At 50.2% G+C, this 25929-nt stretch carries 22 protein-coding genes; 12 read left to right on the forward strand and 10 right to left on the reverse strand.

What is annotated here, in order from left to right; translation table 11 throughout:
* Positions 1 to 21: 21 nt before the first annotated feature.
* From B9Z32_RS09880 to B9Z32_RS09900, 5 genes are all read left to right on the forward strand, one after another.
* Positions 22 to 1197: an ATP phosphoribosyltransferase regulatory subunit gene (locus tag B9Z32_RS09880; RefSeq protein WP_108421260.1), complete on the forward strand. Its 1176-nt coding sequence runs from the start codon at positions 22 to 24 to the stop codon at positions 1195 to 1197.
* Positions 1194 to 2573: an adenylosuccinate synthase gene (locus B9Z32_RS09885; protein WP_108421261.1), complete on the forward strand. Its 1380-nt coding sequence runs from the start codon at positions 1194 to 1196 to the stop codon at positions 2571 to 2573. Before B9Z32_RS09880 ends, B9Z32_RS09885 begins: the two co-directional genes overlap by 4 nt.
* 58 nt (positions 2574 to 2631) lie before the next feature.
* Positions 2632 to 3156, forward strand: coding sequence for a phosphoribosyltransferase (locus tag B9Z32_RS09890; protein ID WP_108421262.1), 525 nt, complete (start codon positions 2632 to 2634; stop codon positions 3154 to 3156).
* 15 nt (positions 3157 to 3171) lie between these two features.
* A complete protein-coding gene (locus B9Z32_RS09895) occupies positions 3172 to 4398 on the forward strand; it encodes a PLP-dependent transferase (RefSeq protein ID WP_108421263.1) in 1227 nt (408 codons plus the stop codon).
* A gap of 63 nt (positions 4399 to 4461) precedes the next feature.
* A complete protein-coding gene (locus tag B9Z32_RS09900; RefSeq protein WP_108421264.1) occupies positions 4462 to 4644 on the forward strand; it encodes a hypothetical protein in 183 nt (60 codons plus the stop codon).
* 27 nt (positions 4645 to 4671) lie between these two features.
* On the opposite strand, the gene B9Z32_RS09905 is transcribed toward B9Z32_RS09900, so the two are convergent.
* Positions 4672 to 5370 carry an arylesterase gene (locus B9Z32_RS09905; protein ID WP_108421265.1) on the reverse strand — a complete coding sequence of 233 codons (699 nt, stop codon included), beginning with the start codon at positions 5368 to 5370 and terminating at the stop codon, positions 4672 to 4674.
* Here B9Z32_RS09905 and B9Z32_RS09910 point away from each other — a divergent pair.
* Both B9Z32_RS09910 and rlmB read left to right on the forward strand, forming a co-directional pair.
* Entirely contained in the window at positions 5369 to 6046 is a 678-nt protein-coding gene (locus B9Z32_RS09910) for an ABC transporter ATP-binding protein (RefSeq protein WP_108421266.1), read from the forward strand. The two genes, B9Z32_RS09905 and B9Z32_RS09910, sit on opposite strands and share 2 nt — an antisense overlap.
* A gap of 7 nt (positions 6047 to 6053) precedes the next feature.
* The gene (gene rlmB, locus B9Z32_RS09915; RefSeq protein ID WP_108421267.1) at positions 6054 to 6797 is read left to right on the forward strand and encodes a 23S rRNA (guanosine(2251)-2'-O)-methyltransferase RlmB; all 744 of its coding nucleotides are present in this window, start codon (positions 6054 to 6056) and stop codon (positions 6795 to 6797) included.
* Between the two features lie 46 nt (positions 6798 to 6843).
* On the opposite strand, the gene B9Z32_RS09920 is transcribed toward rlmB, so the two are convergent.
* Together B9Z32_RS09920 and B9Z32_RS09925 are read right to left on the reverse strand one after the other, a co-directional pair.
* Positions 6844 to 7440 carry a chromate transporter gene (locus tag B9Z32_RS09920; RefSeq protein ID WP_108421268.1) on the reverse strand — a complete coding sequence of 199 codons (597 nt, stop codon included), beginning with the start codon at positions 7438 to 7440 and terminating at the stop codon, positions 6844 to 6846.
* Positions 7437 to 8081, reverse strand: a complete 645-nt coding sequence (locus tag B9Z32_RS09925; protein WP_108421269.1) for a chromate transporter — start codon at positions 8079 to 8081, stop codon at positions 7437 to 7439. Before B9Z32_RS09925 ends, B9Z32_RS09920 begins: the two co-directional genes overlap by 4 nt.
* Before the next feature lie 85 nt (positions 8082 to 8166).
* Here B9Z32_RS09925 and B9Z32_RS09930 point away from each other — a divergent pair, with 85 nt between their 5' ends.
* Positions 8167 to 10443, forward strand: a complete 2277-nt coding sequence (locus B9Z32_RS09930; protein ID WP_108421270.1) for a YgiQ family radical SAM protein — start codon at positions 8167 to 8169, stop codon at positions 10441 to 10443.
* Between the two features lie 46 nt (positions 10444 to 10489).
* On the opposite strand, the gene B9Z32_RS09935 is transcribed toward B9Z32_RS09930, so the two are convergent.
* Together B9Z32_RS09935 and map are read right to left on the reverse strand one after the other, a co-directional pair.
* Entirely contained in the window at positions 10490 to 13123 is a 2634-nt protein-coding gene (locus B9Z32_RS09935; protein WP_108421271.1) for a [protein-PII] uridylyltransferase, read from the reverse strand.
* A gap of 4 nt (positions 13124 to 13127) precedes the next feature.
* Entirely contained in the window at positions 13128 to 13931 is an 804-nt protein-coding gene (map, locus tag B9Z32_RS09940; RefSeq protein ID WP_108421272.1) for a type I methionyl aminopeptidase, read from the reverse strand.
* A 131-nt stretch (positions 13932 to 14062) separates the two neighbouring features.
* Between map and purL the strand changes: the two genes are divergently transcribed.
* A complete protein-coding gene (gene purL / locus B9Z32_RS09945; RefSeq protein WP_108421273.1) occupies positions 14063 to 18055 on the forward strand; it encodes a phosphoribosylformylglycinamidine synthase in 3993 nt (1330 codons plus the stop codon).
* Positions 18056 to 18069: 14 nt separating this feature from the next.
* Here the strand turns inward: purL and B9Z32_RS09950 are convergent, their stop codons facing one another.
* From B9Z32_RS09950 to B9Z32_RS09970, 5 genes are read right to left on the reverse strand one after another with little or no spacing between them, the layout of a single operon-like run.
* On the reverse strand, positions 18070 to 18843 hold the full coding sequence (locus B9Z32_RS09950; RefSeq protein WP_108421274.1) for a peptidylprolyl isomerase: 774 nt from the start codon (positions 18841 to 18843) through the stop codon (positions 18070 to 18072).
* 25 nt (positions 18844 to 18868) lie between these two features.
* Entirely contained in the window at positions 18869 to 19162 is a 294-nt protein-coding gene (locus B9Z32_RS09955; RefSeq protein WP_369909914.1) for a BolA family protein, read from the reverse strand.
* Positions 19163 to 19171: 9 nt separating this feature from the next.
* Positions 19172 to 19729 (reverse strand): septation protein A, encoded by a 558-nt coding sequence (locus B9Z32_RS09960; RefSeq protein WP_108421275.1) that lies wholly within the window; start codon positions 19727 to 19729, stop codon positions 19172 to 19174.
* Position 19730: 1 nt separating this feature from the next.
* Positions 19731 to 20144, reverse strand: coding sequence for a peptide-methionine (R)-S-oxide reductase MsrB (msrB, locus tag B9Z32_RS09965; protein ID WP_108421276.1), 414 nt, complete (start codon positions 20142 to 20144; stop codon positions 19731 to 19733).
* A gap of 54 nt (positions 20145 to 20198) precedes the next feature.
* Entirely contained in the window at positions 20199 to 21677 is a 1479-nt protein-coding gene (locus tag B9Z32_RS09970; RefSeq protein ID WP_233248238.1) for a YdiU family protein, read from the reverse strand.
* A 112-nt stretch (positions 21678 to 21789) separates the two neighbouring features.
* Here B9Z32_RS09970 and B9Z32_RS09975 point away from each other — a divergent pair, with 112 nt between their 5' ends.
* The 3 genes from B9Z32_RS09975 (at position 21790) to B9Z32_RS09985 (ending at position 25927) form a co-directional block, all read left to right on the forward strand.
* Positions 21790 to 23418 carry a 3-(methylthio)propionyl-CoA ligase gene (locus B9Z32_RS09975; RefSeq protein WP_108421278.1) on the forward strand — a complete coding sequence of 543 codons (1629 nt, stop codon included), beginning with the start codon at positions 21790 to 21792 and terminating at the stop codon, positions 23416 to 23418.
* Positions 23419 to 23567: 149 nt separating this feature from the next.
* The gene (locus B9Z32_RS09980) at positions 23568 to 24803 is read left to right on the forward strand and encodes a branched-chain amino acid ABC transporter substrate-binding protein (RefSeq protein WP_108421279.1); all 1236 of its coding nucleotides are present in this window, start codon (positions 23568 to 23570) and stop codon (positions 24801 to 24803) included.
* A gap of 89 nt (positions 24804 to 24892) precedes the next feature.
* Positions 24893 to 25927: a branched-chain amino acid ABC transporter permease gene (locus B9Z32_RS09985; protein ID WP_108421280.1), complete on the forward strand. Its 1035-nt coding sequence runs from the start codon at positions 24893 to 24895 to the stop codon at positions 25925 to 25927.
* The last annotated feature ends 2 nt before the right edge of the window (positions 25928 to 25929 follow it).

Here is a 25929-nt window from a genome sequence, read left to right on the forward strand (position 1 = left end):
TTAACAGCCTCCCTGATTGCCATGTCCGCTTGGGTCCTGCCGGATCACATCGCTGATGTCTTGCCCTCCGAAGCCAGGCACATCGAAGAACTCCGAAGATTGCTTTTAGACACTTCTCGCAGCTATGGCTTTGAGTTGGTGTCGCCCCCTCTGCTCGAGCACATCGAGTCCTTGTTAACAGGGACAGGCAAAGCCCTTGATCTTCAAACCTTCAAATTGGTCGATCAAATATCTGGCCGATTGATGGGCTTAAGGGCCGATACAACCCCCCAAGTGGCCCGAATCGATGCCCACTTGTTAAACCGCAAGGGCGTGACTCGCCTTTGTTATTGTGGGCCCGTTCTCCATACGCAACCAGACAGGCCTCACGCCACACGCGAGCCTTTGCAACTGGGTGCTGAAATTTTTGGTCATGCGGGCCTTGAGGCAGATCTTGAAGTTTTGCAACTGGCGCTTGATTGTTTGCAGGCAGCTCAGATGGGTGAAGTTTTGGTTGACCTTGCAGATGCCAGAATTGTGAGCAGCTTGTTGGAGGGTATCGCCCTGACTGATGAGATGCGTGGCGATGTTTATGCGGCATTGGCCAGCAAAAACGCTTATTCTTTGGCTGATCTAACTCACAACTTTCCCGCAGATATCAAAGCGGGCCTGTTCCATCTGATTGACCTGTACGGTGACAATTCTGTTTTAGACCTTGCGCTGCAAAAACTACCCCCTAAACCTCAAATCAAACTTGCTATTGAGCAATTGAAATGGTTAAGCGAGCAATTGCCTCAAGTCAATTTCCAATTTGATTTGGCAGATGCCCGTGGCTATGCTTATTACAGCGGTTTGCGCTTTGCCATCTACGCCAAAGGTGCCAGTGACGCAGTGGTTCGAGGTGGACGCTACGACGGTGTTGGCGCTGTGTTTGGGCATGAAATTGGCCGAGATCGGCCTGCTGTGGGCTTTAGCCTTGACCTGAAGCAGTGGGTAGGCGTTGTGCCACAACTGAGCCTGAAGCTGGCCATTCGTGCTCCTTGGGGAACGCGAGTTGATCTGCGCTCAGCCATAGCACAATTGCGTGTACACGGCGAAACCGTTGTGTGCAGCTTGCCCGGACATGAAAGTGAAATTGATGAATTCCAATGTGATCGCGAACTGTTAGAGGTCGCGGGGCAGTGGGTTGTAAAAGCCATTGAAAACAAAACAAAATGAACATGATCAAAGGACGTAACGTTGTCGTTGTTGGAACCCAGTGGGGTGACGAGGGCAAAGGCAAACTGGTCGATTGGCTAACCGAGAGCGCACAAGGCGTTGTGCGATTCCAAGGGGGGCACAATGCGGGTCATACCTTGGTTATCAATGGCGTCAAAACAGCGCTTCACCTCATCCCCAGCGGCATCATGCGCCCGGGAGTCAAGTGCTACATCGGCAATGGCGTGGTGTTGTCGCCTGGCAAACTCTTTGAAGAAATTGCGGGTCTTGAAAAAGCGGGTGTTGAGGTGCGTTCGCGCCTGCGCATCAGTGAAGCTTGCCCCTTGATCTTGCCTTTTCATGCTGTACTCGACGTGGCGCGAGAGGCCGCCCGTGAGCAAGGGGGAACAGAAAAAATTGGCACCACTGGCAGGGGCATTGGTCCTGCCTATGAAGACAAAATTGCCCGCCGCGCTTTGCGGGTGCAAGACCTGAAATACCCTGAGCGCTTTGCACACAAACTCAAAGAGCTTTTGGATTTGCACAACCATGTCTTGAAAACTTATTTGGGTTCTGAAAAGTTCACCTTTGGCGATGCCCTCAAGCCTTATGTCAAAAACGGCGAAGTGCAGTTTGATGTGGTTTACGAAGAAGCCATGGTTCATGCCGCGCTCTTGAAGCCCATGATGGCCGACGTGTCGCGCGAATTGAATGATGCGCACCGCTTGGGCGCCAACTTGTTGTTTGAAGGCGCTCAAGGAACCTTGTTGGACGTGGATCACGGCACCTATCCTTATGTCACTTCAAGCAACTGTGTGGCGGGCAATGCTGCTGCAGGTTCGGGCGTTGGTCCTGGCATGCTGCACTATGTGCTGGGCATTACCAAGGCCTATTGCACCCGTGTTGGCGGCGGCCCTTTTCCTACAGAGTTGGAATGGGAAAAAGAAGGTACTCCCGGTTGGCACATGAGCACCGTGGGGGCTGAGAAGGGTGTCACCACTGGTCGCAGCCGACGCTGTGGTTGGTTTGATGCCGCCTTGCTCAAACGCAGCGCCCAGGTGAATGGCTTGTCTGGCTTGTGCATTACCAAGCTCGACGTGCTAGATGGACTTCATGAATTGAAGCTTTGCACAGGCTATGAGTTGGACGGCGAAGTGGTCGACATTCTGCCCATGGGAGCCGATGACATTTCGCGCTGCAAACCCATTTATGAAAGCATTGAGGGCTGGACGGACAGCACCGTTGGTGTGACGCAATTTGACAAATTGCCTGTCAATGCGCGTTTGTATTTGCAACGCATTGAACATGTTACCGGCGTACCCATTCACATGGTCTCAACCAGCCCCGATCGCGACCACACCATTTTGATGCACCATCCTTTCTTGGCGCCCCTTTGACTGATTCAACAACGCCAGAACAATTTTTGTGAACTGACTTAACCTTTGGAGAAAATGCATGCTGACAGAAGACGGCAAACACCTGTATGTGAGTTACGACGAGTACCACAATTTGATTGAAAAGTTGGCCATCAAGGTTCATCAATCTGGCTGGGAATTCGACACCATTCTGTGTTTGGCACGAGGTGGTATGCGCCCTGGTGATATCCTGTCACGCATCTTTGACAAGCCTTTGGCCATCATGTCCACCAGCTCTTACCGCGCCGATGCCGGAACGGTTCAAGGTCACTTGGACATTGCGCGTTTCATTACGACGCCCAAAGGCGAAATTGCCGGCCGTGTGTTGTTGGTAGACGATTTGGCTGATTCGGGTCATACCTTGAATGCCGTCGTTAACATGTTGAAAACCAATTACAAACCCATCACTGAACTTCGAACGGCTGTCATTTGGACAAAAGGTTTGTCAGGATTTCAGCCCGATTACTCCGTTGATTACTTGCCCACCAATCCCTGGATTCACCAACCCTTCGAAGGGTATGACAGCTTAAATCCTGAAAAATTGATGGAAAAGTGGAAGGTCTGAAGGTAGTATTGTGGGATGACTTCCAAGAAAAATTCCCACATTTCTACCGATCTGATACACCACGGCTATACGCCTCCGGCTGAGTTTGACTCGCCTCAGCCGGGTACCTTCAAAGCCTCTACGGTTTTCTTTCCCAATGTGGCCGCCATGCGCCAGCGGGAGTGGAAAGACAAGTCGGCCTACACCTATGGCACACATGGAACCCCCACCAGCTTCACGCTTGAAGAGCGACTTTGCACCCTTGAAGGCGGCAAACACTGCGTTCTAACGCCCAGTGGTTTGTCGGCTTTGGCAGTGGCCTCCTTTGCGGTTTTGAAAACGGGTGATCACGTCTTGTTGCCAGACAACTCCTACGGTCCCAACAAAACTTTGGCAGAAGGCGAGCTAACTTCATTTGGTATTTCGCACACTTACTACGATGCCATGGATCCACAAGATCTCGCGTCCAAAATTCAATCCAACACCCAACTTGTATGGCTAGAGGCTCCGGGCTCAGTCAGTATGGAGTTCCCTGACTTGATAGAGCTGGTGAAGATCTGCCAGTCTCGCCAGATATTGACAGCTTTGGACAACACATGGGGCGCTGGCTTGGCCTTCAAGCCTTTTGACTTGTTGGGAAATGGCAGCTTGTCTGTTGGCCTCACAGCCCACGCCTTAACAAAGTACCCCAGTGGCGGCGGCGATGTGCTCATGGGCAGCGTCATGACTTGCGACGATGCATTGGCCTTGAAACTCAAAATGACCATGATGCGTTTGGGCATCTGTGTAGGGCCCAATGATGTCGAAAGCATTTTGCGATCTTTGCCAACTATTGCCTTGAGGTATGCCTCACAAGACCGTTGTGCCAGACAACTTGCCAGCTGGTGGAAAGATCAAAAAGCCTGTGTGCAGGTTCTTCATCCGGCCATTGAAGGCTCACCGGGCCACTCACATTGGCAAGCCTTGTGCGCACCAAATGGAGACCAAGGACATGCAGCAGGGTTGTTCAGTGTGATGCTTCACCCGTCCTTCACACAAACACAGGTAGATGCCTTTTGTGACAGCTTGAAACTTTTTAAATTGGGTTACAGCTGGGGTGGGCCCTTCAGTTTAGTGGTTCCCTACAAGATTGAAAACATGCGCTCGCACTGGCCCTCACATTTGCATCAGGGCCATTTGGTGCGGTTTTCGACTGGCTTTGAAGATCCTCAAGATCTCATCTTGGATTTGAGCCAAGGAGCCAAGCAGTGCTTGAATTTTTGAGGGTCTTTGTCTGATTGATTGGCAAGCTGATACAGTGGATGACATTGCATAGAAAGAAATACCTTGGCTACACCTAATTACGGCTACGAAAAACGTCAAAAAGAATTGGCGAAGAAACGTAAAAAAGAAGATAAGTTAAAAGCCAAGGCTGAAAGAAAAACGGATTCGCCCGAAGGCTTTGCAGATGATTCAGACCTGCCCGACAATGAATCTGCCCCAGCTTCAGAAACTCCACCCGCCAATTGAAATTCAGGCTTGAACCATCAAGCTGTTTTACTTTGGTGATGCCAACATTTTCTTCACTTGCGGCCAAATGTTTTTCATCATGAGGCTTTGAGCGCCCTCATTGGGGTGAATCCGATCAGACTGAAACCACCTCAAGGGATCTGGATCGTCTGCAACGCCTTTTAAAAATTGGTTGTTCAGCTCAGCGCCTGTTTCCTGAGACACCTTTTGATACGTTTGTGCCATTTGTTGGGTGTAGTTAGCACCGTAATTGGGTGGAACTTGCATGCCAACAACGAGAACTTTCGCGCCCGACTTCTTGCCTTCCCGGGCCATGGCAATCAGGTTTTGCTGGGTCATGTTCATGCTCAGTCCGCGCAGCGCATCGTTGCCACCCAGCTCAACCACCAACAATTGGGGTTTGTGTACGCTGAGCAATTGAGGCAATCTGCTAAGGCCACCCGAGCTGGTATCGCCGCTGATGCTGGCATTGACAATTTTGACCTTGACCGATTCTTTGGCAGCTTGCTGGCTCATGAGATTGACCCAGCCTGTTCCTCTTGCGAGACCATATTCAGCACTCAGTGAGTCGCCCACAATAAGCACCACTTTTCCAGAATTGACGCCTTGAGATGCTCTGACAGTTGGCTGGTTTTCAGAGGCAAACAAAATAGAACAAAAACCCGCACAGAACAAGCCCACCACAAGGGAGTTAAAGTGTTGACGAAGCAAAGAAAGTTGGTACATGTCAGAAACTATGATTTCAGTCAGTCACGTGAGTAAGGTGGTCGGTGATGTAGGTTCGCCATTGGCTATTTTGCGTGATATTGATTTCACCGTGAATGCTGGGGAATCTGTCGCTATTTTGGGCGCATCAGGCTCAGGCAAGAGCACCTTGTTGTCCATCATGGCGGGTTTAGACACGCCATCGGAAGGGCATGTGAGCTTAGCGGGCCAACAGATTTTTGAGATGACAGAAGACCAAAGGGCTGCCTGGCGTGGACAAAAGCTGGGTTTTGTATTTCAAAATTTTCAGCTGATGGGCCATTTGACAGCGCTTGAAAACGTCATGTTGCCTTTGGAATTGTCTGGCATCAAAGATGCTGCCAAATTGGCGAAGGAAATCTTGTTGCAAGTTGGCTTGGCAGAGCGTTTAAAGCATTTCCCCAAGGTGCTCAGTGGTGGAGAGCAACAACGCGTGGCCCTTGCGCGTGCTTTTGTGGTGCAGCCCCAGTTGCTTCTTGCGGATGAACCTACGGGAAGTTTGGATGCTCAAACGGGAGAAAGCATCATGGATTTGATGCTGTCTATGAACCATGCACGCGGCACCACCCTTATTTTGGTCACCCATGATCAAAAATTGGCAGCACGCTGCGACAGAACACTCACACTACAAGCTGGACAGCTCATAAGCAAAGGATAATGGGAGCATGTCTTCTCCCAAAATTCTTTTCGGTTTTCATGCGGTCGGCGTTCGCTTAAAAACAGCGCCTCAATCCATCGTTGAAATCTACTTTGAAACCACCCGGCGCGATGCCCGAATGAGACAGTTCATAGAACGAGCTCAAGAGGCGGGTGTAAGGCTCATCGAGGCCGATAGCATGCGTCTTGCCAAGCTGGCGGGTAGCCATGGCCATCAAGGCGTTGCTGCTCGTGTTGAAGCTTTGCCGCAGGCTCACTCTTTGGATGATTTGTTAGATCAAGTTCAAGGGCCGCCCTTGTTGTTGGTGTTGGATGGCGTTACCGATCCGCACAATTTGGGTGCTTGCCTGCGAGTAGCCGATGGGGCAGGGGCACATGCCGTGATAGCACCCAAAGATCATGCTGCGGGCATCAATGCCACAGTGGCCAAAGTGGCCAGTGGTGCCGCTGAAACGGTGCCCTATTTCATGGTGACAAATTTGGCTCGAACCTTAGGCGAGTTGAAGGAACGATCTATTTGGACCATTGGAACCAGTGGCGATGCACCTCGTCATATTTACCAAGCTGATTTAAAAGGACCAGTTGCACTGGTTTTGGGTGCAGAAGGTCCGGGCATGAGGCAGCTCACTCGCAAAACCTGTGATGAGTTGGTCAGCATTCCCATGCAAGGCGCTGTCGAAAGCTTGAACGTTTCTGTTGCAAGCGGTGTCTGCTTGTTTGAGGCTGTCAGGCAACGCTTGGGCACCGGTTAACTGCCGTTTAAGCGCCTTTTAAGCTCCGCTTTTTCAACTAATTTACCTACAAAATTCCTGTAGCGCCCACCAAACCACCCGCAGCAATTAACCACAGCAAGTGAATGGAAGTTCGCGTCACGACCAGGGTGGCAATGACAGTGACCAACCACAGCTTCCAATTCTTGGCGTAGTCGTTTTGCGCCACTGACAAAATCCAACCAGCTGACACAAGAAGGCCAATCACAATGGGGGCCATGCCAGATTTAAAGGCGCGAACCGATAAAAGGTTTCTATTCTGATGTGCCCATCTGGTGGCTTTGTAGGTCAGCACCGAGGAGGGCAGCAAGATGCCCAACATACTCAGTGTGACACCCATCAGTCCGAGCCCCCATGCGCTCGCTCCTGCGCCAAAGCCGCCTCCAGCATTAAGGCCGATATGCCACCCCATCAAGGCCACAAAGAGGACATTCGGGCCCGGCGCAGATTGAGCCAAGGCAATGCTTGAAGAAAAAGTGGCGTCAGTAAGCCAATTCTTTTCATCGACCAAATAACGATGCATGTCGGGAGCGGTGGTGATAGCACCGCCAATTCCAAGCAGGGATAGGGAGGCAAAATGTACAAAAAAATCAAGCCAGTCTTGCGGGCTTAGCGAGATGGTCATGTTCCGGGGCCCTTACTGTTTGACTCGCTCTTTGACGACTGGTTTGACATAGCATCAAGTTTTGTTTGCAATTGTTTCAAAGCGTGATAAGTGATAAAGCAAGACACGACGCCTAAGCCCAGCAATGCCCAAATTAGGGGAAATCTGAAAATTCCAACGCATACAAACGAGAGAACCGCGAACAAGATAGCCGTCTTCATTCCCATGGGGTTTTGGGGCAGTGTGGTGCTGAGCTTGAGTCCAGTGGCCATGATCAAGCCAGCCGAAACAGCTCCCATACCCTTGAGAGCGCCTTGAGCCGAAGGGCTGTCAGCTATTCCTCCAAACAAAATAGCCAGCGCAAGGACAATCATGAGTGGGGCCAATAAAAGGCCTGCTAAGGCTGCCATGGCGCCTGGGAGGCCAAAGTATTTGCCCCCAATCATCAAGCAAAGGTTGGCCACATTGGGGCCAGGCATCACTTGAGCCACTGACCAATCTTCAACAAATTGAGCTTTGGTCATCCATTTTCGACGGTCCACAAATTCATGTTGCACGATGGCCAGCACCCCGCCAAAGCCTTGAAGCGCTAGAAGGGTGAAAACGACAAACAATTCCGTTTTGGATTTCGGGCGATTGAGTTCAGGGGTCAAAGAAGACATGCCAAGATTATCCAATTAGAAAGACCCTCTGTCTGATATGTTCGATCTGAGGCCCTAAACTACAGCATTTTTCTATTTCCGACCCATGAACGCTCTGGTTGACGTCTCCTTTTTTCCGCGCAACGCCAAGCCCCTCAACAGCTATCGCAAGTTTTGGGCGGCGCGCTTTGGCACAGCCCCATTTTTGCCCATGAGCCGTGCCGAAATGACTCAATTGGGTTGGGACAGCTGTGACATCGTATTGGTCACGGGCGATGCCTATGTTGATCATCCTAGCTTTGGCATGGCTGTCATTGGTCGAATGTTGGAGGCTCAAGGTTTTCGAGTGGGCATCATTGCCCAACCCGACTGGCAAAGTGCCGATCCTTTTCGCGCTCTAGGCAAGCCCAATTTGTTTTGGGGCGTTACAGCAGGCAACATGGATTCCATGATCAACCGTTACACGGCTGATCGCAAAATTCGCTCTGACGATGCCTACACACCCGGCGATGTGGGTGGCAAGCGCCCCGATCGAGCTGCCATTGTTTACAGTCAGCGCTGTCGAGAGGCCTTTCCCGATGTACCCATTGTGTTGGGTGGTATTGAAGGCTCATTGCGCCGAATTGCCCACTATGACTATTGGTCAGACAAGGTGCGTCGATCCATTGTGGTCGACAGCAAATGCGATTTGTTGCTCTACGGCAATGCCGAACGTGCCGTGGTTGAAATTGCTCACAGATTGGCTGCTCGCGAGCCTGTGCACGACATCATTGATGTTCGCGGTACTGCTTTTGTGCGACGGCAAACGCCTGAAGGCTGGTTTGAAATCGATTCTTCTTCAGTCGATACACCTGGGCACGTAGAAGCCCACGTCAATCCTTACCTCATGATTTCGGAACAGGCACGTGAGAACGGTGCCACATGTGCCCGCGAAGATGAAGCCCAGTCAGTTGCCGACCAACAAAATGCGGCCGTCAAACCGCTGACCTTTGTGCCCAATCCGCAGTTGCCTGCCATGACGGGCAAAGGTTTGCACAAAGTACCTCCCCGAGACAAAAGTGTCATTCGACTGCCCAGTTATGAGCAAGTCAAATCTGACCCCGTTTTGTATGCGCATGCCAACCGGGTCTTGCATTTAGAAACCAACCCTGGCAACGCGCGTAGTTTGGTTCAAGCGCACGGCGAAGGTCATACGGCCAGAGATGTTTGGATCACGCCGCCCCCCATTCCGCTCACCACAGCCGAAATGGATGCTGTTTTTGACTTGCCTTATGCGCGCAGTCCTCATCCCACGTATGCCGACGAAAATGGCTCGCACGATGGCGCCACCAAAATTCCTGCCTGGGAGATGATTCGCTTTTCAGTCAATATCATGAGGGGTTGTTTTGGCGGGTGCACGTTCTGCTCTATCACTGAGCACGAAGGGCGAATTATTCAAAGCCGCAGCGAAGCTTCTGTGTTGCGTGAAATTGAAGACATCCGCGACAAGGTAAAGGGTTTCACAGGGGTCATTTCAGATTTAGGCGGGCCCACAGCCAACATGTACCGCCTGGGTTGCAAAACACCCGAAATTGAAGCTGCCTGCCGCAAACCAAGCTGCGTGTTTCCTGGCATTTGCAGCAACCTCACCACTGACCACGGCCCACTCATTCAGATGTACCGCAAAGCGCGAAGTTTGAAGGGCATCAAAAAGATTTTGATTGGCTCTGGCCTCCGATATGACTTGGCGGTTCAAAGCCCAGAGTATGTGAAAGAGTTGGTCACGCACCATGTGGGGGGCTATTTGAAAATAGCGCCAGAGCACACGGAATCTGGTCCTCTCACAAAAATGATGAAGCCTGGCATTGGCAGCTACGACAAGTTCAAGAGCATGTTCGATAAGTTCAGCGCCGAAGCTGGCAAGAAGCAGTTTTTGGTGCCTTATTTCATTGCAGCCCATCCTGGTACCAGCGACGAAGACATGATGAACTTGGCCATTTGGCTGAAGAAAAATGGATTTCGCGCCGATCAGGTTCAAACCTTTTATCCCAGTCCGATGGCCACGGCCACGGCCATGTACCACACCACCAAAAACCCATTGCGCAAAATTACCCGCGAGAGTGAAAAGGTCGATGTGGTCAAGGGTGAAAAACGCCGCAGATTGCACAAAGCTTTTCTGCGCTATCACGATGCCAAGCATTGGCCGCTGCTTCGCGATGCGCTGAAAGCCATGGGCCGAGCCGACCTCATTGGCAATGGCAAGCACCACTTGATTCCTACTTGGCAGCCTTTGTCAGACGATTATCAGAGCGCGCGCCGCAAAAATAGCACGCCGAGTTCAACGCCCAAAAGAGGCACCGTTCTCACTCAACACACAGGCCTGCCACCGCGCAAAAAAAGCTAAAGGCTGAGCAGCAGATCAGCGCATCAACGCATCCGCTCAGTTGCATTTAGGATTGCAAGACCTGCAACAACTCGGTCTCAATTTCGATTTGCTCACGGTTGTGTTGCAGCGCTGAGCCCTCAATCAAGAAGCTGTCTTCAACCCTTTCCCCAAGCGTACTGATCTTGGCTAACTTGAGGCTGATGCTGTGTTTGGCCAGCACTGTGGCCACGCTGTAGAGCAATCCCATTTTGTCGCTGGCCGAAATGGCCAGCAACCAGCTTTGGGCTTTTTCATCGGGATGCAAACTGATGCGAGGTGCAATGGGAAAGTTTTTGACGCGCCGAGAAACCCGTCCTTTTGTGGGTGGCGGCAATTCACCTTTTTGATCGATGGTCACACTCAAACCTGACTCCACCATGGTCATGAGTTCCCGATAGTGTTCTGGTAGCAGTGAGGTCACCACTTGAAAAGTGTCTAAGGCATAACCGTTCTTGGCGGTGTGAATTTTGGCGTCCAAAATACTGAAACCGGCTTGATCAAAATAGCCGCAAATTCGAGCAAACAAATCGGTTTGATCTTCAGCATAGACCAATACCTGCAGTCCTTCACCGATGGGTGAAATGCGGGCTCTCACAATGCTTTTTCGCGTCATTGTGGCCACAGAAGGCCGATCTGCTTTGGAAACGTATCTAGAAAGCTGTCTGGCATGCCATGCAATTTCGCTGGCGTCGTGTCGCATGAAATAGCCAATGTCCAAGGTGTCCCACAATGCTTTTTGACCGTCGTGTGGTTCTGAGTGTCTTGCCAGTTCAACCAAGGCATCGCGTTTTCTAGATTCAACCTCTGCATTGGCATCGGGTGCCCGGCCACCCAGCATGCGCAAAGTGAACTTGTACAGGTCTTCAAGGAGTTTGCCTTTCCAAGCATTCCAAACCTTGGGACTCGTGCCTCGAATGTCGGCAACCGTGAGCAAATACAATGCAGTGAGTTGACGCTCATTGCCAACCCGCTTGGCAAATGCGGCAATGACATCGGGGTCCGATAGGTCTTCTTTTTGCGCAACATGACTCATGGTCAAATGCTCACGCACTAAAAATGCGATGAGTTGCGCATCCTTGGTTTCGATGCAGTGTTGTCTGCAAAACCGCTTGACTTCAAGAACCCCTAGTTGGGAGTGATCACCACCGCGGCCTTTGGCAATGTCATGAAACAAAGCGGCGGTGAAAAGGATGTAGGGCTTGTCCCAGCCCGCCGCCAGTTGTGAACAAAAAGGATATTCATGTGCATGATCTGCAATGAAGAATCGACGGACGTTTCGCAAAACCATCAGGATGTGTTGATCGACGGTGTAGACGTGAAACAGATCGTGCTGCATTTGGCCCACAATGTTTCGAAACACCCACAGGTATCGGCCCAACACAGAGGTTTGATTCATCAAACGCAATGAATGCGTGATGCCCTGACTCTCTTGAAGAATCTTCAGAAAAGTGGCTCTATTGACAGGATCTCGTCTGAATTTGGCATCCATCACCCCTCTAACGTTGTAAAGGGCTCGAAGTGTTTTGGCTGAGAGCCCCTTCACACCTTGCGTCTGCTGGTACAGCAAAAAGGTTTCCAAAATGGCGTGAGGGTGTTTTTGATACAGGTCGTCTTGGGCCAGCTCTAAAAGACCATTTTTTTCATAAAAATTTGCATTGAGTTTGCGCAACTCAATTTGAAGATCGCCTCTTTGAGCCTGCAAATACTCTTCAATGTTCAGCAATAAAATTTGGTTCAACTGGGTCACAGCTTTAGCGGCCCAGTAATACTGCCGCATTAAAACTTCACTGGCCCTTTGCTTGTGTTTGCCGTCAGGCGTGCTTTTGGCTTTGTAGCCAAATGTTTCTGCCAATGCGTGCTGTAAATCGAAAACCAGCCGGTCTTCCCGTCGCTTGGCGAGCAAATGAAGTCGAGCGCGAATGAGGCTTAGAACAGCTTCATTGCGTTTGATTTGTTTGATCTCAAGGGGTGTTGCCAAGCCCTTGGCGGCCAAATCATCCCAAGTTCTACCAAGCCCTGCAGCTCTTGAAACCCACAAAATGATTTGAAGATCTCGCAAGCCACCCGGAGACTCTTTGCAATTGGGCTCCAGTGAGTAGGGTGTGTTTTCAAACTTATTGTGTCGCTGGTTCAATTCAAGCGTTTTTGCAACGAAGAACGCATGGGGATCCATGGCATCCTGATATCGCTTTTGAAACTGCTTGTACAGTTTTTGATTGCCTGTGATGAGCCTGCTTTCGAGCAAGGATGTTTTGACTGTGATGTCTTTTTCTGACTCTTCAATGCAATCGCTGAGTGTTCTGACACTCGAGCCAATTTCAAGGCCACTGTCCCAGCAACTGCCTATGAAAATTTCCAATTTGGTTTTGAGCTCTGGAGAATCTTCTGCAATGACACTATCGGGCAGCATGACCAAAACATCGACATCCGAGGACGGAAACAATTCACCGCGGCCGTAGCCTCCCACTGCTATTAGCGCTTCACCTTGCTCAAAACCTGCTTTGTACCAAAGATCAATTAGAAGTTTGTCAGCCAATTTGGCAAGTCGGACCAAGGTGGGCTTGAGTCGTCGACCGTTGGCCGCGCTGTCCGAAATACTCGCCCACAGAGCCTGCTTTTCCTGGCGGTATTTGTCTCTCAATACCGACACGTCAGTCATGCCATTAGCCTTTGACAAACTCAGGGGTGGGAGGGCTTCCTGCAGACAAGGTGAGTACCTCATAGCCTGTCTCAGTGACCAAAATGGTGTGTTCCCACTGGGCCGAAAGACTTCTGTCTTTGGTCACAATGGTCCACCCATCGCCCATTTCCTTGATATCGCGTTTGCCAGCGTTGATCATGGGCTCAATGGTGAAGGTCATGCCTGCCTTGAGTTCGTCCAAGGTGCCTGGCTTTCCATAATGTAAAACCTGAGGCTCTTCATGGAAAACACGACCAATGCCATGGCCACAAAACTCGCGAACAATGGAAAAGCCTAAGTTTTCAGCAAACTTTTGAATGGCCCAACCTATATCGCCAAGTCGCGCGCCGGGCTTAACCTGTTCAATGCCATGCCACATGGCTTCGTAGGTGACGGCACAAAGCCGCTTTGCAGCGATGGAGGCGTCTCCCACGATGAACATGCGACTGGTATCGCCATGCCAACCGTCTTTGATCACGGTGATGTCGATGTTGACGATATCGCCCTTTTTAAGCAGTTTTTCATTCGGAATGCCATGGCAGACCTGGTGATTGACAGAGGTGCAAATAGACTTGGGATAGGGCGCGTAGCCTGGTGGCTGATAGTTCAAGGGTGCAGGAATGGTGCCCTGGACTTGGACCATGAAGTCGTGGGCCAGTTTGTCAAGCTCATTGGTACTGACACCCGGTTTGACAAAGGGTGTTAGATAATCGAGTACTTCGGATGCAAGGCGTCCTGCCACACGCATGCCGTTGGCGCCGTCGGCGTCTTTGAGGGTGATTGTCATGGAATGGGATTATCCCATCTTGAAGACAATTTTGCAGAATAGGGCGCCTGCAGCGGGTAAAATAAAGGCTCGTTCAGTGCCCCAGTCAGCGGCATTTGAGACACTTTTCACATTGCCCTCAAGGCCAGCCAGTGACCCTGCATACTCTTATCTTGGAAGGCGGTAACGCCCTCAGTGAATTTCGCATTCAGCAATTGCTTCCGAGGTTGCAGGCTCATTGCCCTGATATCAAGGGTCTCACTGGGCAGTATTTGCACTTGGTCGCAAGCCCAGAAACGCTGGACCTGACTCATCAAAATGTCTTAAAACAGCTACTCACTTATGGTGAGCCATTTGAAATAGATTCGTCAATAGAGGTGCAAGCTTGCATTCCCATTTATGTGTCTCCCCGGTTAGGTACCGTATCGCCTTGGGCATCCAAGGCCACTGACATTGCGCACAACTGTGGTTTGAAAGTTAAGCGCATCGAGCGTTTGCTGGTCTATTCACTGCAGTTTAAAAATGCCAAGGTAGCAAAGTCTGTGTCAGTAGACACACGACTGAAATTGTCAGACTTGCTGCATGACAGGATGACCGAGTCGGTTCTCGCCCAACGCGATGATGCATTGGCCCTCTTCACTGAATTGCAAGCCCAAGCACTTTTGCATGTTGATGTGTTGCAGGGAGGCAGGGGCGCACTGGTCAAAGCCAATCAAGAGTTTGGTTTGGCATTGGCAGAGGATGAAATTGATTATCTTTTAAGTTCTTTTCAACAGCTTGGCAGAAACCCCAGCGACGTTGAGCTGATGATGTTTGCACAGGCCAACAGCGAGCACTGCCGACACAAAATTTTCAATGCCCAATTCACCATTGATGGTGAGGCCCAAGCCCACAGCTTGTTTGGCATGATTCGACACACACATCAGCAAAACCCGCAACATACCGTGGTGGCTTACTCCGACAACGCTTCCATCATGGTGGGTCACCAAGTTGAACGTTTTGCGGCCAAGCAAGGGGGCGCTTACCAAAAAGAAAACGCCCTGCACCATGTTTTGATGAAGGTCGAAACTCACAATCATCCCACGGCCATCTCGCCTTATCCTGGCGCCTCCACAGGCGCAGGTGGTGAGATTCGGGACGAGGGCGCCACAGGCCGAGGCTCTAAGCCCAAGGCTGGATTGACAGGCTTCTCGGTTTCAAAATTGTGGGATAGCCCACATGGAAAACCAGAGCACATTGCCAGTCCTTTGCAAATCATGACAGAAGGGCCTTTGGGAGGTGCGGCATTCAACAACGAATTCGGCCGTCCTAATTTATTGGGCTACTTTCGGGAATACGAGCAGGTGGTTGACGGTGTAGTGCGCGGCTATCACAAGCCCATCATGATCGCGGGTGGTTTAGGTGTGATTGACGACACTCAAACCCAAAAAATTCAATTTCCTGCTGGCACGCTTTTGGTTCAGTTGGGCGGGCCAGGCATGCTCATTGGCATGGGAGGCAGCGCTGCCAGTTCAATGGCTTCAGGAACCAACGCGGCCAATTTGGACTTTGATTCTGTGCAGCGGGGCAACCCTGAAATTGAGCGGCGCGCTCAAGAGGTGATCAACCATTGTTGGGTCATGGGGCAGGCCAATCCCATTTTGGCTATTCACGATGTGGGCGCGGGTGGTTTGTCCAATGCTTTCCCCGAACTCACCAACGATGCAGGACGGGGTGCGCGCTTTGATTTGCGCGCCGTGCCGCTTGAGGCTTCTGGCTTGTCACCTAAAGAAATTTGGTCCAACGAAAGCCAAGAGCGATATGTCTTGGCCATTGCGCCAGAGTCGCTTGATTTGTTCAAGTCTTTTTGCAACCGTGAGCGCTGCCCATTTGCCGTGGTGGGAGTAGCCACAGAAGAACGTCAACTGGTCTTAACTGACGAACAAGCGCTCGATGAAAAGTTGAAAAGTCCGGTCGATATGCCGATGAATGTGTTGTTGGGGAAGCCACCCAAAATGCATCGCCAGGTTACTTCAGTAAGGCGCACCACCCAGCCCATCAATCTGACGGGTGTCAATCTGCAAGATGCTGTTGTAAACGTTCTCAGTCATCCCACGGTGGCCTCTAAACGATTTTTGATCACCATCGGTGATCGCTCGGTAGGTGGCTTGACGCATCGCGATCAAATGGTGGGCCCATGGCAAGTTCCGGTGGCCGATTGTGCCGTTACTTTGGCCGACTATAAGGGCTTTCAAGGCGAGGCCATGAGCATGGGAGAGCGTACGCCTTTGGCCAGCATCGATGCCGCAGCGTCAGGCCGTATGGCGGTGGCTGAGGCCATTACCAATTTATTGGCTGCGCCCATTGAGCTAGACCGCGTCAAACTCAGTGCTAACTGGATGGCTGCTTGCGGCGAACCAGGCGAAGACGCCGCGCTCTATGAAACCGTCAAGGCAGTGGGGCTTGAGTTGTGTCCTGCCTTGGGTATTTCTATTCCCGTGGGCAAAGACAGCCTGTCGATGAAAACACAGTGGACCGAAAACGGTGAGTCACACAAGATAACTTCACCAGTGAGTTTGGTGGTGAGTGCATTTGCCAGCTTGCCAGATGTGCGCGGTACTTTGACACCTCAGTTGAATGCCAGTGTGACCGATTCCTCCTTGATTTTGATCGATTTGAGCAATGGTCAAAACCGCATGGGTGCCAGTATTTTGAGTCAGGTTTTGAACCAATCAGGCGATCAGGTGCCTGATTTGGAGAAGCCTGAAAACTTGGTCAATTTGGTCAAGGTTATTAACTTACTCCGCCAACAATGCAAAATTTTGGCTTACCACGATCGAAGTGATGGCGGCTTGTTAAGCACTGTGGCTGAGATGTGTTTTGCGGGCCAAGTGGGGGTTGCTCTAAACCTCGACCTTTTGGTCACTGAAGGCGATGGCATTTCAGACAGCCGTGCTGAATATGGCGATGCCAAAAATTGGGCCCAGCAAATTAGCGCCCGGCGTGAAGAGTTAACGCTCAAAGCGCTTTTCAATGAAGAGCTTGGCGTTGTGATTCAAATCGCCACCGAAGATCGTGCAGAAGTAATGCAACTCTTGCGTGCTCATGGTCTTTCAAAGCACAGCCATGTGGTGGGTAAAACTCGACCTGCTCATTCCGCCATTGACAAAGGCGTGGGGTCATTGAGCATTTGGCGCGACACCCAAGAAATTTTCACAGCCAAGTTGGAAGACTTGCACCAAGTTTGGGACAGCGTCAGTTGGAAAATTTGCCAACAGCGCGATAACTCAAGCTGTGCAGACATGGAGCATGCTGGTGTTGGTCGCTACGACAATCCTGGCCTGCACCTTGCCTTGTCTTTCAACCCCGAAGACAACGTGGCTGCGCCTTATCTAAATTTGGCCCAACCACGAGTGGCCATTCTGCGTGAACAAGGTGTTAATTCGCACGTTGAAATGGCTTACGCTTTCAGTCAGGCAGGCTTTGAGTCACATGATGTTCACATGACGGATTTGCAAACGGGACGTGTGAGCCTGAAAGATTTTCAAGGCCTTGTCGCCTGTGGTGGTTTCTCATACGGCGACACTTTGGGTGCTGGTATTGGCTGGGCAAGAAGCGTCACCTTCAACCCGTTGTTGGCCGATGAATTCAAAGCCTATTTTGCTCGCACAGACACCTTTGGTTTAGGTGTTTGCAATGGTTGCCAGATGTTTGCAGAATTGGCAGACATCATTCCTGGCGCACAGCATTGGCCACGCTTTACCACCAACCAAAGTGAGCGGTTTGAGGCCAGGCTTTCGATGGTTGAGGTCTTGCCATCGCCAAGCCTTTTCTTTGAAGGCATGGCTGGAAGCCGCATGCCCATTGCAGTTGCACACGGTGAAGGATTTGCCAATTTCAAGTATCGGGGTTCTGCGCAAAAAGTGATCAGTGCCATGCGCTTTGTCGACAATGCAGGCTTGGCCACAGAAACTTATCCGGCCAATCCCAACGGCAGTGTGGGTGGACTTACAGCAGTTACAAGCACCGATGGCCGCTTCACAGCCATGATGCCACACCCTGAGCGGGTTTTTCGGAATGTTCAGATGAGCTTCACGTCAGGGAATGTGTCTGACTTCAGCCCATGGCTCAGAATGTGGCAAAACGCACGCCGTTGGCTCAAGTAAATAAGAACTTGGACTTATTTCACCTTGGCTTTGGCGCGCAAATCTTCTTGGAATTTACCCAATTTGGTTTGCGTCAATTGCTGGCTAATTTGGGGCTTGACCTCTTCCAATTTGGGCAATTGTGCTTCACGAGTATCGTCTACCCGAATGACGTGAAAGCCGAATTGACTTTTCACCGGCACATCGGTCAATTGACCTTTTTCAAGTTTGACCAAGGCACTGGCAAACTCAGGTACGTAGCTGGCTGCACTGGCCCAATCTAAATCACCGCCATTGGCGCCTGAACCTGGATCCTTGGATGCTTTTTTAGCCAAGTCTTCAAACTTGCCACCTTTTTTCAGATCGGCAATGAGAGCTTTGGCTTCGTCTTCTTTTTCGACCAAGATATGGCGAGCACGGTACTCTTTGCCACCATTGGCAGCTACAAATTTGTCGTATTCAGCTTTGATTTCTGCATCTGTGACAGGGTTCTTCTTTTGGAAGTTGGCAAACAGCTCGCGAATTAACAGGCTTTGGCGCGCCAATTCGAGTTGCGTTTTGTAGTCTTCGCTGGCTTCAAGGCCGCGCTTGCGAGCTTCTTGCATGAAGATTTCACGGGCAATGAGTTCTTCTTTGATTTGTGCCAAGATTTCTGGCGTGACTGGTCGGCCAGAGCGCTCAACTTGTTGTTTGAGGGCTTCTACGCGAGAGCTAGGAACGGGCTTGCCGTTCACAACTGCCAAATTTTGTGCCATTGCAGACAAGCTCAGTGCTGCGACCAAGCTCAAGGCCAATTTCGAAAGTTTCATCAGATTCCTCAGATTGCAATTAAATTTAGTTAGATCGAAATTCTATCGCCAGAGCGTGAAGCCCATTGTCCAAGAATTCTTGGAGCGAATCATACACAAGGCGGTGACGCTGGACGCGATTGAGCTTTTCAAAATGAGCGGAGGCAATGACCACCCGGTAATGGCTGTTTAGGCCCAAATCATTGGCACCAGCATGGCCGGCGTGCTGCGCACTTTCGTCGATGACTTCTAAAAAGCTGGGCTCAAAGCATCTTTGCAAAGTTGCCACCATGAGGGGTTGCCAAGAGGTATTGGGGGGGAGGGTGTTTTGATCAGACATGCGGTGCGCTCATTTGACAGATTCATCATTGGCAGCATTCTCGGCAGGCGGCACGTGCTTGGCAATGTAAAAACCCGTTCCGACAATGAAGATCAAAGGGAAAATGTAACCCCATATTTTGAAATTCACCCAGTCTTCAGTGCTGAAATAGTGGGCCACGTAAGCATTCAAGGCTGACATGAAAATGCAATAAAGGATCCATGCCGTGCTCAAAGTTTGCCAATTGGCATCTGGCAGGTTGACCTGACTGCCCAACATTGTTTTTAAGAAGTTTTTCTTGAACAGATATTGAGCAACAAACAAACCCAAGGCCATGCAACCGTAAAGAAGAGTTGGTTTGAATTTGATAAAACGATCATCGTGCAAAACCAGGGTGAGGGTGCCAAAGACCAATATCAAAGCCAAGGTGACCTTTTGAAGAGTGGCCAATTTGCCATCAAGTCGATACATCAAAAGGCTTTGCACCACGGTGGCGGCCATGAGCACAGCAGTGGCTTCATAAATGCTGGCGAATTTGTAGGCCGCAAAAAAGAGCAGTATGGGAAAAAGGTCGAGCGCAATTTTCATCTTAGCTTTTCTGAAAATTCAAAGAAGCAGAATTCATACAGTACCTCAGACCCGTTGGCGCTGGGCCATCCTCAAACACATGGCCCAAGTGAGCACCACATTGAGCGCAAACACTTTCAACTCGCACCATGCCATGACTGCGGTCTACTTTTTGGGCAATGGCATCGGGCTCAGCCGCCTGGTAAAAAGAGGGCCATCCACAACCAGCGTCGAATTTGGTGGCTGAATCAAACAGCTTTGCATCACAGCAGACGCAGTTGTACTGGCCATGCTCCCAGTGGGTTTCGTATTTGCCAGAATAAGGGCGTTCTGTGGCGGCACGCCGGGTGACTTCAAAAGCCAGTGGCTCTGCATTCTTGGCAATTAACCAAGCACGCCATTCGGCATCTGTTTGCGGTAATTTGGTTTGAGACATGTTGAAAGTCTAACGTTAGTCAAGGTGAAAAATAGACGAAAAGTAGATATTGGCTTAGGAAGAACAGCTGATTTCAATTTGGGCAGCCCAGTCGGGTGGCAAGTTGGCATAGTGGTCAAAGTGCATTTGTTCATCAAAGGGCGATTGCAGCAATTTGAATAAGGTTTCGACTTCCGAATGATCACCTAACTTTGACTTTTGAATAGCCGCCTCTGCCAAATGATTGCGCAGCACATATTTGGGGTTGATAGAAAGCATCTTCTTCACCGCTGCTTCGGAGGGCTTGCTTTGCAGTCGAGACAAATAACGGTCGCGCCAACCTACCCAGGCCGATTGATCAATGAACATATCTGCGACCGCTTGCCATTCAAGGCTGGAAGCCTCTGTTTTGGATGCAGCATGGCTTAATTTTCGCCAGAAAATAGAAAAGTCAACTTGTTCCTTGGCCAGCATTTCTAATCCATCATTGAGCAGCGTCTGGTCTTCTAGCGCAGCTGCTTCATCCTCTTGCACCTGCAAACCCAATTTCCCAAGAAAGCACTGACTCCAATTTTCTGAGAAAACTTTCTTGTAGGTTTCAAGTGCCTTGACTGCCAGATCTTGATCGTCAATGAGCGGCATCAATGCTTGGCCAAGACAAAATAAATTCCAGTAAGCCACTTGGGCTTGCCTTCCATAGGCATACCTCCCCTGATGGTCCGAGTGGTTGCAGATATGCTGAGGGTTGAAGCCATCCAAAAATTGGAAGGGGCCGTAGTCAAGCGTCAAGCCCAAAATACTCATGTTGTCGGTATTCATCACACCATGGCAGAAACCAACCGATTGCCATTGAGCAATTAACTTGGCAGTGCGAGAAGTGACGTGCGCAAGTAACCCTGCATAGGGATTGGACGTAGAAAAATTTTCGTCCTTGAAATAATGTTGAATGACGAAGTCTGCCAATTGCCTCAAGTGCGCTGGTCCTGAAGGTGCTGGCTCATTGGCAAAGTGTTCGAAATGACCAAACCGAATGAAACTTGGAGCGGTTCGAGTCACGATGGATGCAGTTTCTAGTTCCTCTCGCAACACCGGCTTGGGAGAACTTGTGATGCAAAGCGCCCTGGTGGTGGGGATGCCAAGCCCAGCCATGGCCTCACTGCAAAGGAATTCCCGAATGCTTGAGCGCAAAACGGCCCGGCCATCGCCCATTCTAGAAAACGGCGTTTTTCCGGCCCCTTTGAGTTGGATTTCTACGGCGCCTTGAGGGCCTTCATACTCACCCAAACACAATGCGCGCCCGTCCCCCAATTGACCAGCCCAATGGCCAAACTGGTGCCCACTGTAAACACTGGCTTGGGCTTGCATGCCTTCCCACAGGCCATTGCCACTGAAAACAGCCAACCCCTCTGGATTTTCGAGCCAATCGGGGGGCAAGCCTAAGCTGTGGCTAAGTTGGAAGTTGCGGCACACCCAACTAGGCTGTGGCACAGGAGTGGGTAAGACCTGGGCAGAGAAGGCTGGCCCCAATGCTGTGAATCGATTAATCCATGTCATAAACTGCATTGTCTACGGGTTTCGATGAACCCGTGGTGACACAGGTTAAGGGCTTGGCACTGACCAGTCGTGCTAAAAAGCGGTTTGTCGCAGTTAATTGATTGAGGTGTCTATGTTTGGACTGATGCAACAGCATTCATTGCTGATTTCTTCTTTGATTGAGTTTGCCAATAGGCACCATGGTGATGGCGAGGTTGTTTCTAAGCGTGTGGAGGGTGATCTTCATCGCTACACATGGTCTGATGTTGCCAGCCGATCGCGTCAAATGGCCAATGCGCTAGATGCACTTGGTCTTGAGCAAGGCCAACGCGTTGCCACCTTGGCTTGGAATGGTTACAGACACCTAGAGCTTTATTTTGGTGTGAGTGGATCAGGCCGTGTTTTGCACACTTTAAATCCGAGGTTGCATCCTGACCAAGTGGTTTGGATTGCCAATCACGCTGAAGACCAAGTTCTTTTTTTCGACATGACGTTCTTGCCTTTGGTGCAAGCGGTTCATGCCAGATGCACCACCATACAACATTGGGTGGCCATGTGCGGCGTAGACAAATTGCCCAAGGACACTGGCATACCCAATTTGATCAGTTATGAATCGCTCATCGAAGTTCATTCAAACCAGTATGTTTGGCCGGAATTGGATGAAAACACAGCTTCTAGTATGTGTTACACCAGTGGCACCACAGGCAACCCCAAAGCTGCTTTGTACAGCCATCGCTCTACCATGCTGCATGCCTACGCGGCTGCTTTGCCAGATGTGATGTGTATCTCTGCGAAAGATGCAATTTTGCCTGTCGTTCCCATGTTTCATGTCAATGCTTGGGGCATTCCTTACAGTGCGGCCATGACGGGCGCCAAGCTGGTGTTTCCTGGCCCTGCACTAGACGGCAAGTCTGTCTATGAATTGATCGAGGCGGAAGGAGTGACATTTGCGGCAGGTGTTCCTACTGTTTGGCAAATGCTTTTAAGTCACATGAAGCCGAATGCTTTGAAGTTTTCATCCTTAAAGCGCACAGTGATTGGCGGATCAGCTTGCCCGCCCGCCATGATTGATGCTTTCCGCGAATCTTATGGTGTTGATGTTTTGCATGCCTGGGGCATGACTGAAATGAGTCCTTTGGGCACCTTGTGCACTTTGAAAAACAAGCACTTGAATTTACCCGCCGAAGCACAAATGAAGTTGCGTCTCAAGCAGGGACGTTGCATCTTTGGCGTCGACATGAAAATTGTGAACGATGCAGGCGAAGCCTTGCCCCACGATGGCAAAACCTACGGCGATTTATTGGTGAAAGGTCCTTGGATTATTCGAGAGTATTTCAAACAAGAGGGTGAATCTCCCTTGGTGGATGGATGGTTTCCAACAGGCGATGTGGCCACCATCGATGAAGATGGCTTTATGCAAATCACTGATCGCAGCAAAGACGTTATCAAGTCGGGCGGTGAATGGATCAGCTCGATTGACATTGAAAACATTGCCATGGCGCACCCCAATGTCATGATGGCGGCTTGCATTGGCATGCCACATCCAAAGTGGGATGAACGGCCTGTGGTGTGTGTGGTGAAAAAACCAGGCGCCGAAATTACATCGCTTGAGCTGTTGAAATTTTACGAAGGTAAAACAGCCAAGTGGCAAATACCTGACGATGTTATTTTTGTCGATGCTATTCCCTTAGGCGCCACAGGGAAAATGCTCAAAACCAAGTTGCGAGAGCAGTTGGCTGAATACAAGCTCCCAATTGTCTGAGCTGGTGTATTTTCTGGGGGTTTTTACTCAGTAAAAAGTTTGTTATCAGTCGCTTGTGCGATACGTCATAGGGCAAACCCCGACCGTCATTTCTCGCAAAACAGTTACGCTGACACCGTTACATTTTTTCATAACTGTTGGAGCTAAATATGAAATTCGCAGTGCGTTCTATTGTTGTGGCCTCATTGGCCTTGTCGGCTTTTGGTGCTTTTGCTCAAAAGGGCGAAACAGTCAAGATTGCTTGGATCGATCCACTATCCGGTCTCATGGCCCCAGTTGGCAATAACCAACTCAAGAGTTTTCAATTTTTTGCAGAAAAGTACAGCAAGATCAACCCAGCTGGCGTCAAATTTGAAGTGGTTGGTTTTGACAACAAACTCAGCCCAGCAGAAAGCTTGAACGTTTTGAAGGCCGCTACCGACCAAGGTATTCGCTATATCACACAAGGCAACGGTTCAGGTGTTGCGGGTGCTTTGATTGAAGCTGTGAGCAAACACAACGAACGCAATCCTGGTAAAGAAATTATTTTCTTGAATCACTCTGCTGTTGATCCAGATTTCACAAACAGCAAGTGCAACTATTGGCACTTCCGTTTTGATGCAGACACTTCCATGAAAATGGAAGCGCTCACCACATTCATGAAAGACCGCCCCGAAACCAAAAAGGTGTTCTTGCTGAATCAAAACTATTCTCACGGCCACCAAGTTGCCAAGTTCTTTAAAGAAGGCATTTCTCGCAAGCGCCCCGACATTCAAATCGTCGGTGAAGACTTGCACCCATTGGCCCAAGTTCGCGATTTCGCGCCTTACATTGCAAAAATCAAGGCGTCTGGTGCAGACTCTGTGGTCACCGGCAACTGGGGCTCCGATTTGGCCTTGTTGGTCAAGGCTGCCAATGAAGGTGGTTACACCGGCAATTTCTACACTTACTACACTGGCGTTACAGGTACACCTACCGCTTTGGGCAAATCCGGTGAAGGTCGTGTCTTCCAAATTGCCTATGGCCACTACAAAATGGGCGGCCAGATGGACAAATGGCAAGACGAGTTCAAAGCCAAATTCAATGACGACTTCTACACAGGTTCTGTCCACAGCATCTTTGCCGTTTTGGGTGATGCCATGGCCAAGGCCAAGTCAACAGAGCCTGCCAAAGTGGCAGCAGCCATGGAAGGCTTGACCACCAAGAGCATCTTCAACGGTGAAGTGCAAATGCGCAAATCTGACCACCAGTTGCAGCAGCCTTTGTATCTCACGGTTTGGAGCAAGGTTGATAAAAAGTACAACTACAGTGTTGAAAACACTGGCATGACTTTGATCCCTGTTAAAGAGTTCCCATCCTACATTTCTAGCACGCCCACAAGCTGCCAGATGAAGCGTCCAGGCTAATTTGAGTGAGTCTTTAGTAGGGCCCGCTCCTCTGGGGGTCGGGCCCTTCTTGTTTTTTTGACTTGTCACTTCAGGCAGAAGGTTTTTTTATGGAGTTCTTCATCATCTCCATGCTCAATGGTTTGAGCTACGGGTTGTTGCTATTTATGCTCAGTTCTGGGCTGACGCTGATTTTCAGCATGATGGGCGTCTTGAATTTTGCCCATGCGTCGTTTTACATGATTGGCGCTTATTTTGGTTTCACGCTAACCAAAATAATTGGTTTTTGGCCCGCATTGATCATTGCTCCCATTTTGGTGGGTGCTTGCGGAGTTATTTTTGAGCGGCTTACGCTGCGTAAAGTACACAAGTTTGGCCATGTCCCCGAGCTCTTGGTCACCTTTGGTTTGTCCTATATTGTTTATGAATTGGTCCAACTCGTTTGGGGCCGTACCGCGGTGGAATTTGTGCCGCCAGAATTGCTCAAAGGCTCTGCATTCACACTCATCAACCACACGACCCAAGGCTTGAACATGGTTTGGGGAGCAGCACCCGCTGAAATGTGCAAGTCTGTTGACGATGCCATTCGAATTGTTTGTTCACCGTTTCCTGCTACACGAGCATTCATGATGTTTGTGGCTTTGTTGATGTTGTTGTCTTTGTGGCTCTTGCTCACCAAAACACGCATTGGCTTGGTCATTCAGGCTGCCTTGACGCACCCAGAAACAGTAGAAGCATTGGGGCACAACGTGCCTCGTGTTTTCATGATGGTGTTTGGTGCAGGCACTGGCTTGGCTGGTTTGGCGGGCGTTATTGGCGGCAGTACTTTCGTCACAGAACCTGCCATGGCAGCCACTGTGGGTTCTGTTATTTTTGTGGTGGTGGTGGTTGGCGGTATGGGTTCTTTGTCTGGCGCATTTTTGGCGTCTGTTCTCATAGGCGTCATTCAAACATTTGCTATCGCCTTTGATTACTCTTTTGTAAGTGTCGCCAAAGACCTCGGTTTCCAACTTTCAGATGCACTTGCCAACAATTCAGTTTTGAAATTGACAGTTTCACAAGTGGCGCCCATCCTGCCGTACTTGTTTTTGGTCTTGATTCTGATTTTCCGTCCTAAAGGGCTTTTAGGAACAAGGGAAGGTTGAAA

Source organism: Limnohabitans sp. MMS-10A-178 (assembly GCF_003063375.1).
Taxonomy (GTDB): Bacteria; Pseudomonadota; Gammaproteobacteria; order Burkholderiales; family Burkholderiaceae_C; genus Limnohabitans_A.

Bases quoted from the DNA above. Each gene is read 5' to 3' on its own strand.
- B9Z32_RS09880 (WP_108421260.1), top strand. From the start codon at position 22: ATGTCCGCTTGGGTCCTGCCGGATCACATCGCTGATGTCTTGCCCTCC.
- B9Z32_RS09885 (WP_108421261.1), top strand. From the start codon at position 1,194: ATGAACATGATCAAAGGACGTAACGTTGTCGTTGTTGGAACCCAGTGG.
- B9Z32_RS09890 (WP_108421262.1), top strand. From the start codon at position 2,632: ATGCTGACAGAAGACGGCAAACACCTGTATGTGAGTTACGACGAGTAC.
- B9Z32_RS09895 (WP_108421263.1), top strand. From the start codon at position 3,172: ATGACTTCCAAGAAAAATTCCCACATTTCTACCGATCTGATACACCAC.
- B9Z32_RS09910 (WP_108421266.1), top strand. From the start codon at position 5,369: ATGTCAGAAACTATGATTTCAGTCAGTCACGTGAGTAAGGTGGTCGGT.
- B9Z32_RS09905 (WP_108421265.1), bottom strand. From the start codon at position 5,370: ATGTACCAACTTTCTTTGCTTCGTCAACACTTTAACTCCCTTGTGGTG.
- rlmB (WP_108421267.1), top strand. From the start codon at position 6,054: ATGTCTTCTCCCAAAATTCTTTTCGGTTTTCATGCGGTCGGCGTTCGC.
- B9Z32_RS09920 (WP_108421268.1), bottom strand. From the start codon at position 7,440: ATGACCATCTCGCTAAGCCCGCAAGACTGGCTTGATTTTTTTGTACAT.
- B9Z32_RS09925 (WP_108421269.1), bottom strand. From the start codon at position 8,081: ATGTCTTCTTTGACCCCTGAACTCAATCGCCCGAAATCCAAAACGGAA.
- B9Z32_RS09930 (WP_108421270.1), top strand. From the start codon at position 8,167: ATGAACGCTCTGGTTGACGTCTCCTTTTTTCCGCGCAACGCCAAGCCC.
- B9Z32_RS09935 (WP_108421271.1), bottom strand. From the start codon at position 13,123: ATGACTGACGTGTCGGTATTGAGAGACAAATACCGCCAGGAAAAGCAG.
- map (WP_108421272.1), bottom strand. From the start codon at position 13,931: ATGACAATCACCCTCAAAGACGCCGACGGCGCCAACGGCATGCGTGTG.
- B9Z32_RS09950 (WP_108421274.1), bottom strand. From the start codon at position 18,843: ATGAAACTTTCGAAATTGGCCTTGAGCTTGGTCGCAGCACTGAGCTTG.
- B9Z32_RS09955 (WP_369909914.1), bottom strand. From the start codon at position 19,162: ATGTCTGATCAAAACACCCTCCCCCCCAATACCTCTTGGCAACCCCTC.
- B9Z32_RS09960 (WP_108421275.1), bottom strand. From the start codon at position 19,729: ATGAAAATTGCGCTCGACCTTTTTCCCATACTGCTCTTTTTTGCGGCC.
- msrB (WP_108421276.1), bottom strand. From the start codon at position 20,144: ATGTCTCAAACCAAATTACCGCAAACAGATGCCGAATGGCGTGCTTGG.
- B9Z32_RS09970 (WP_233248238.1), bottom strand. From the start codon at position 21,677: ATGACATGGATTAATCGATTCACAGCATTGGGGCCAGCCTTCTCTGCC.
- B9Z32_RS09975 (WP_108421278.1), top strand. From the start codon at position 21,790: ATGTTTGGACTGATGCAACAGCATTCATTGCTGATTTCTTCTTTGATT.
- B9Z32_RS09980 (WP_108421279.1), top strand. From the start codon at position 23,568: ATGAAATTCGCAGTGCGTTCTATTGTTGTGGCCTCATTGGCCTTGTCG.
- B9Z32_RS09985 (WP_108421280.1), top strand. From the start codon at position 24,893: ATGGAGTTCTTCATCATCTCCATGCTCAATGGTTTGAGCTACGGGTTG.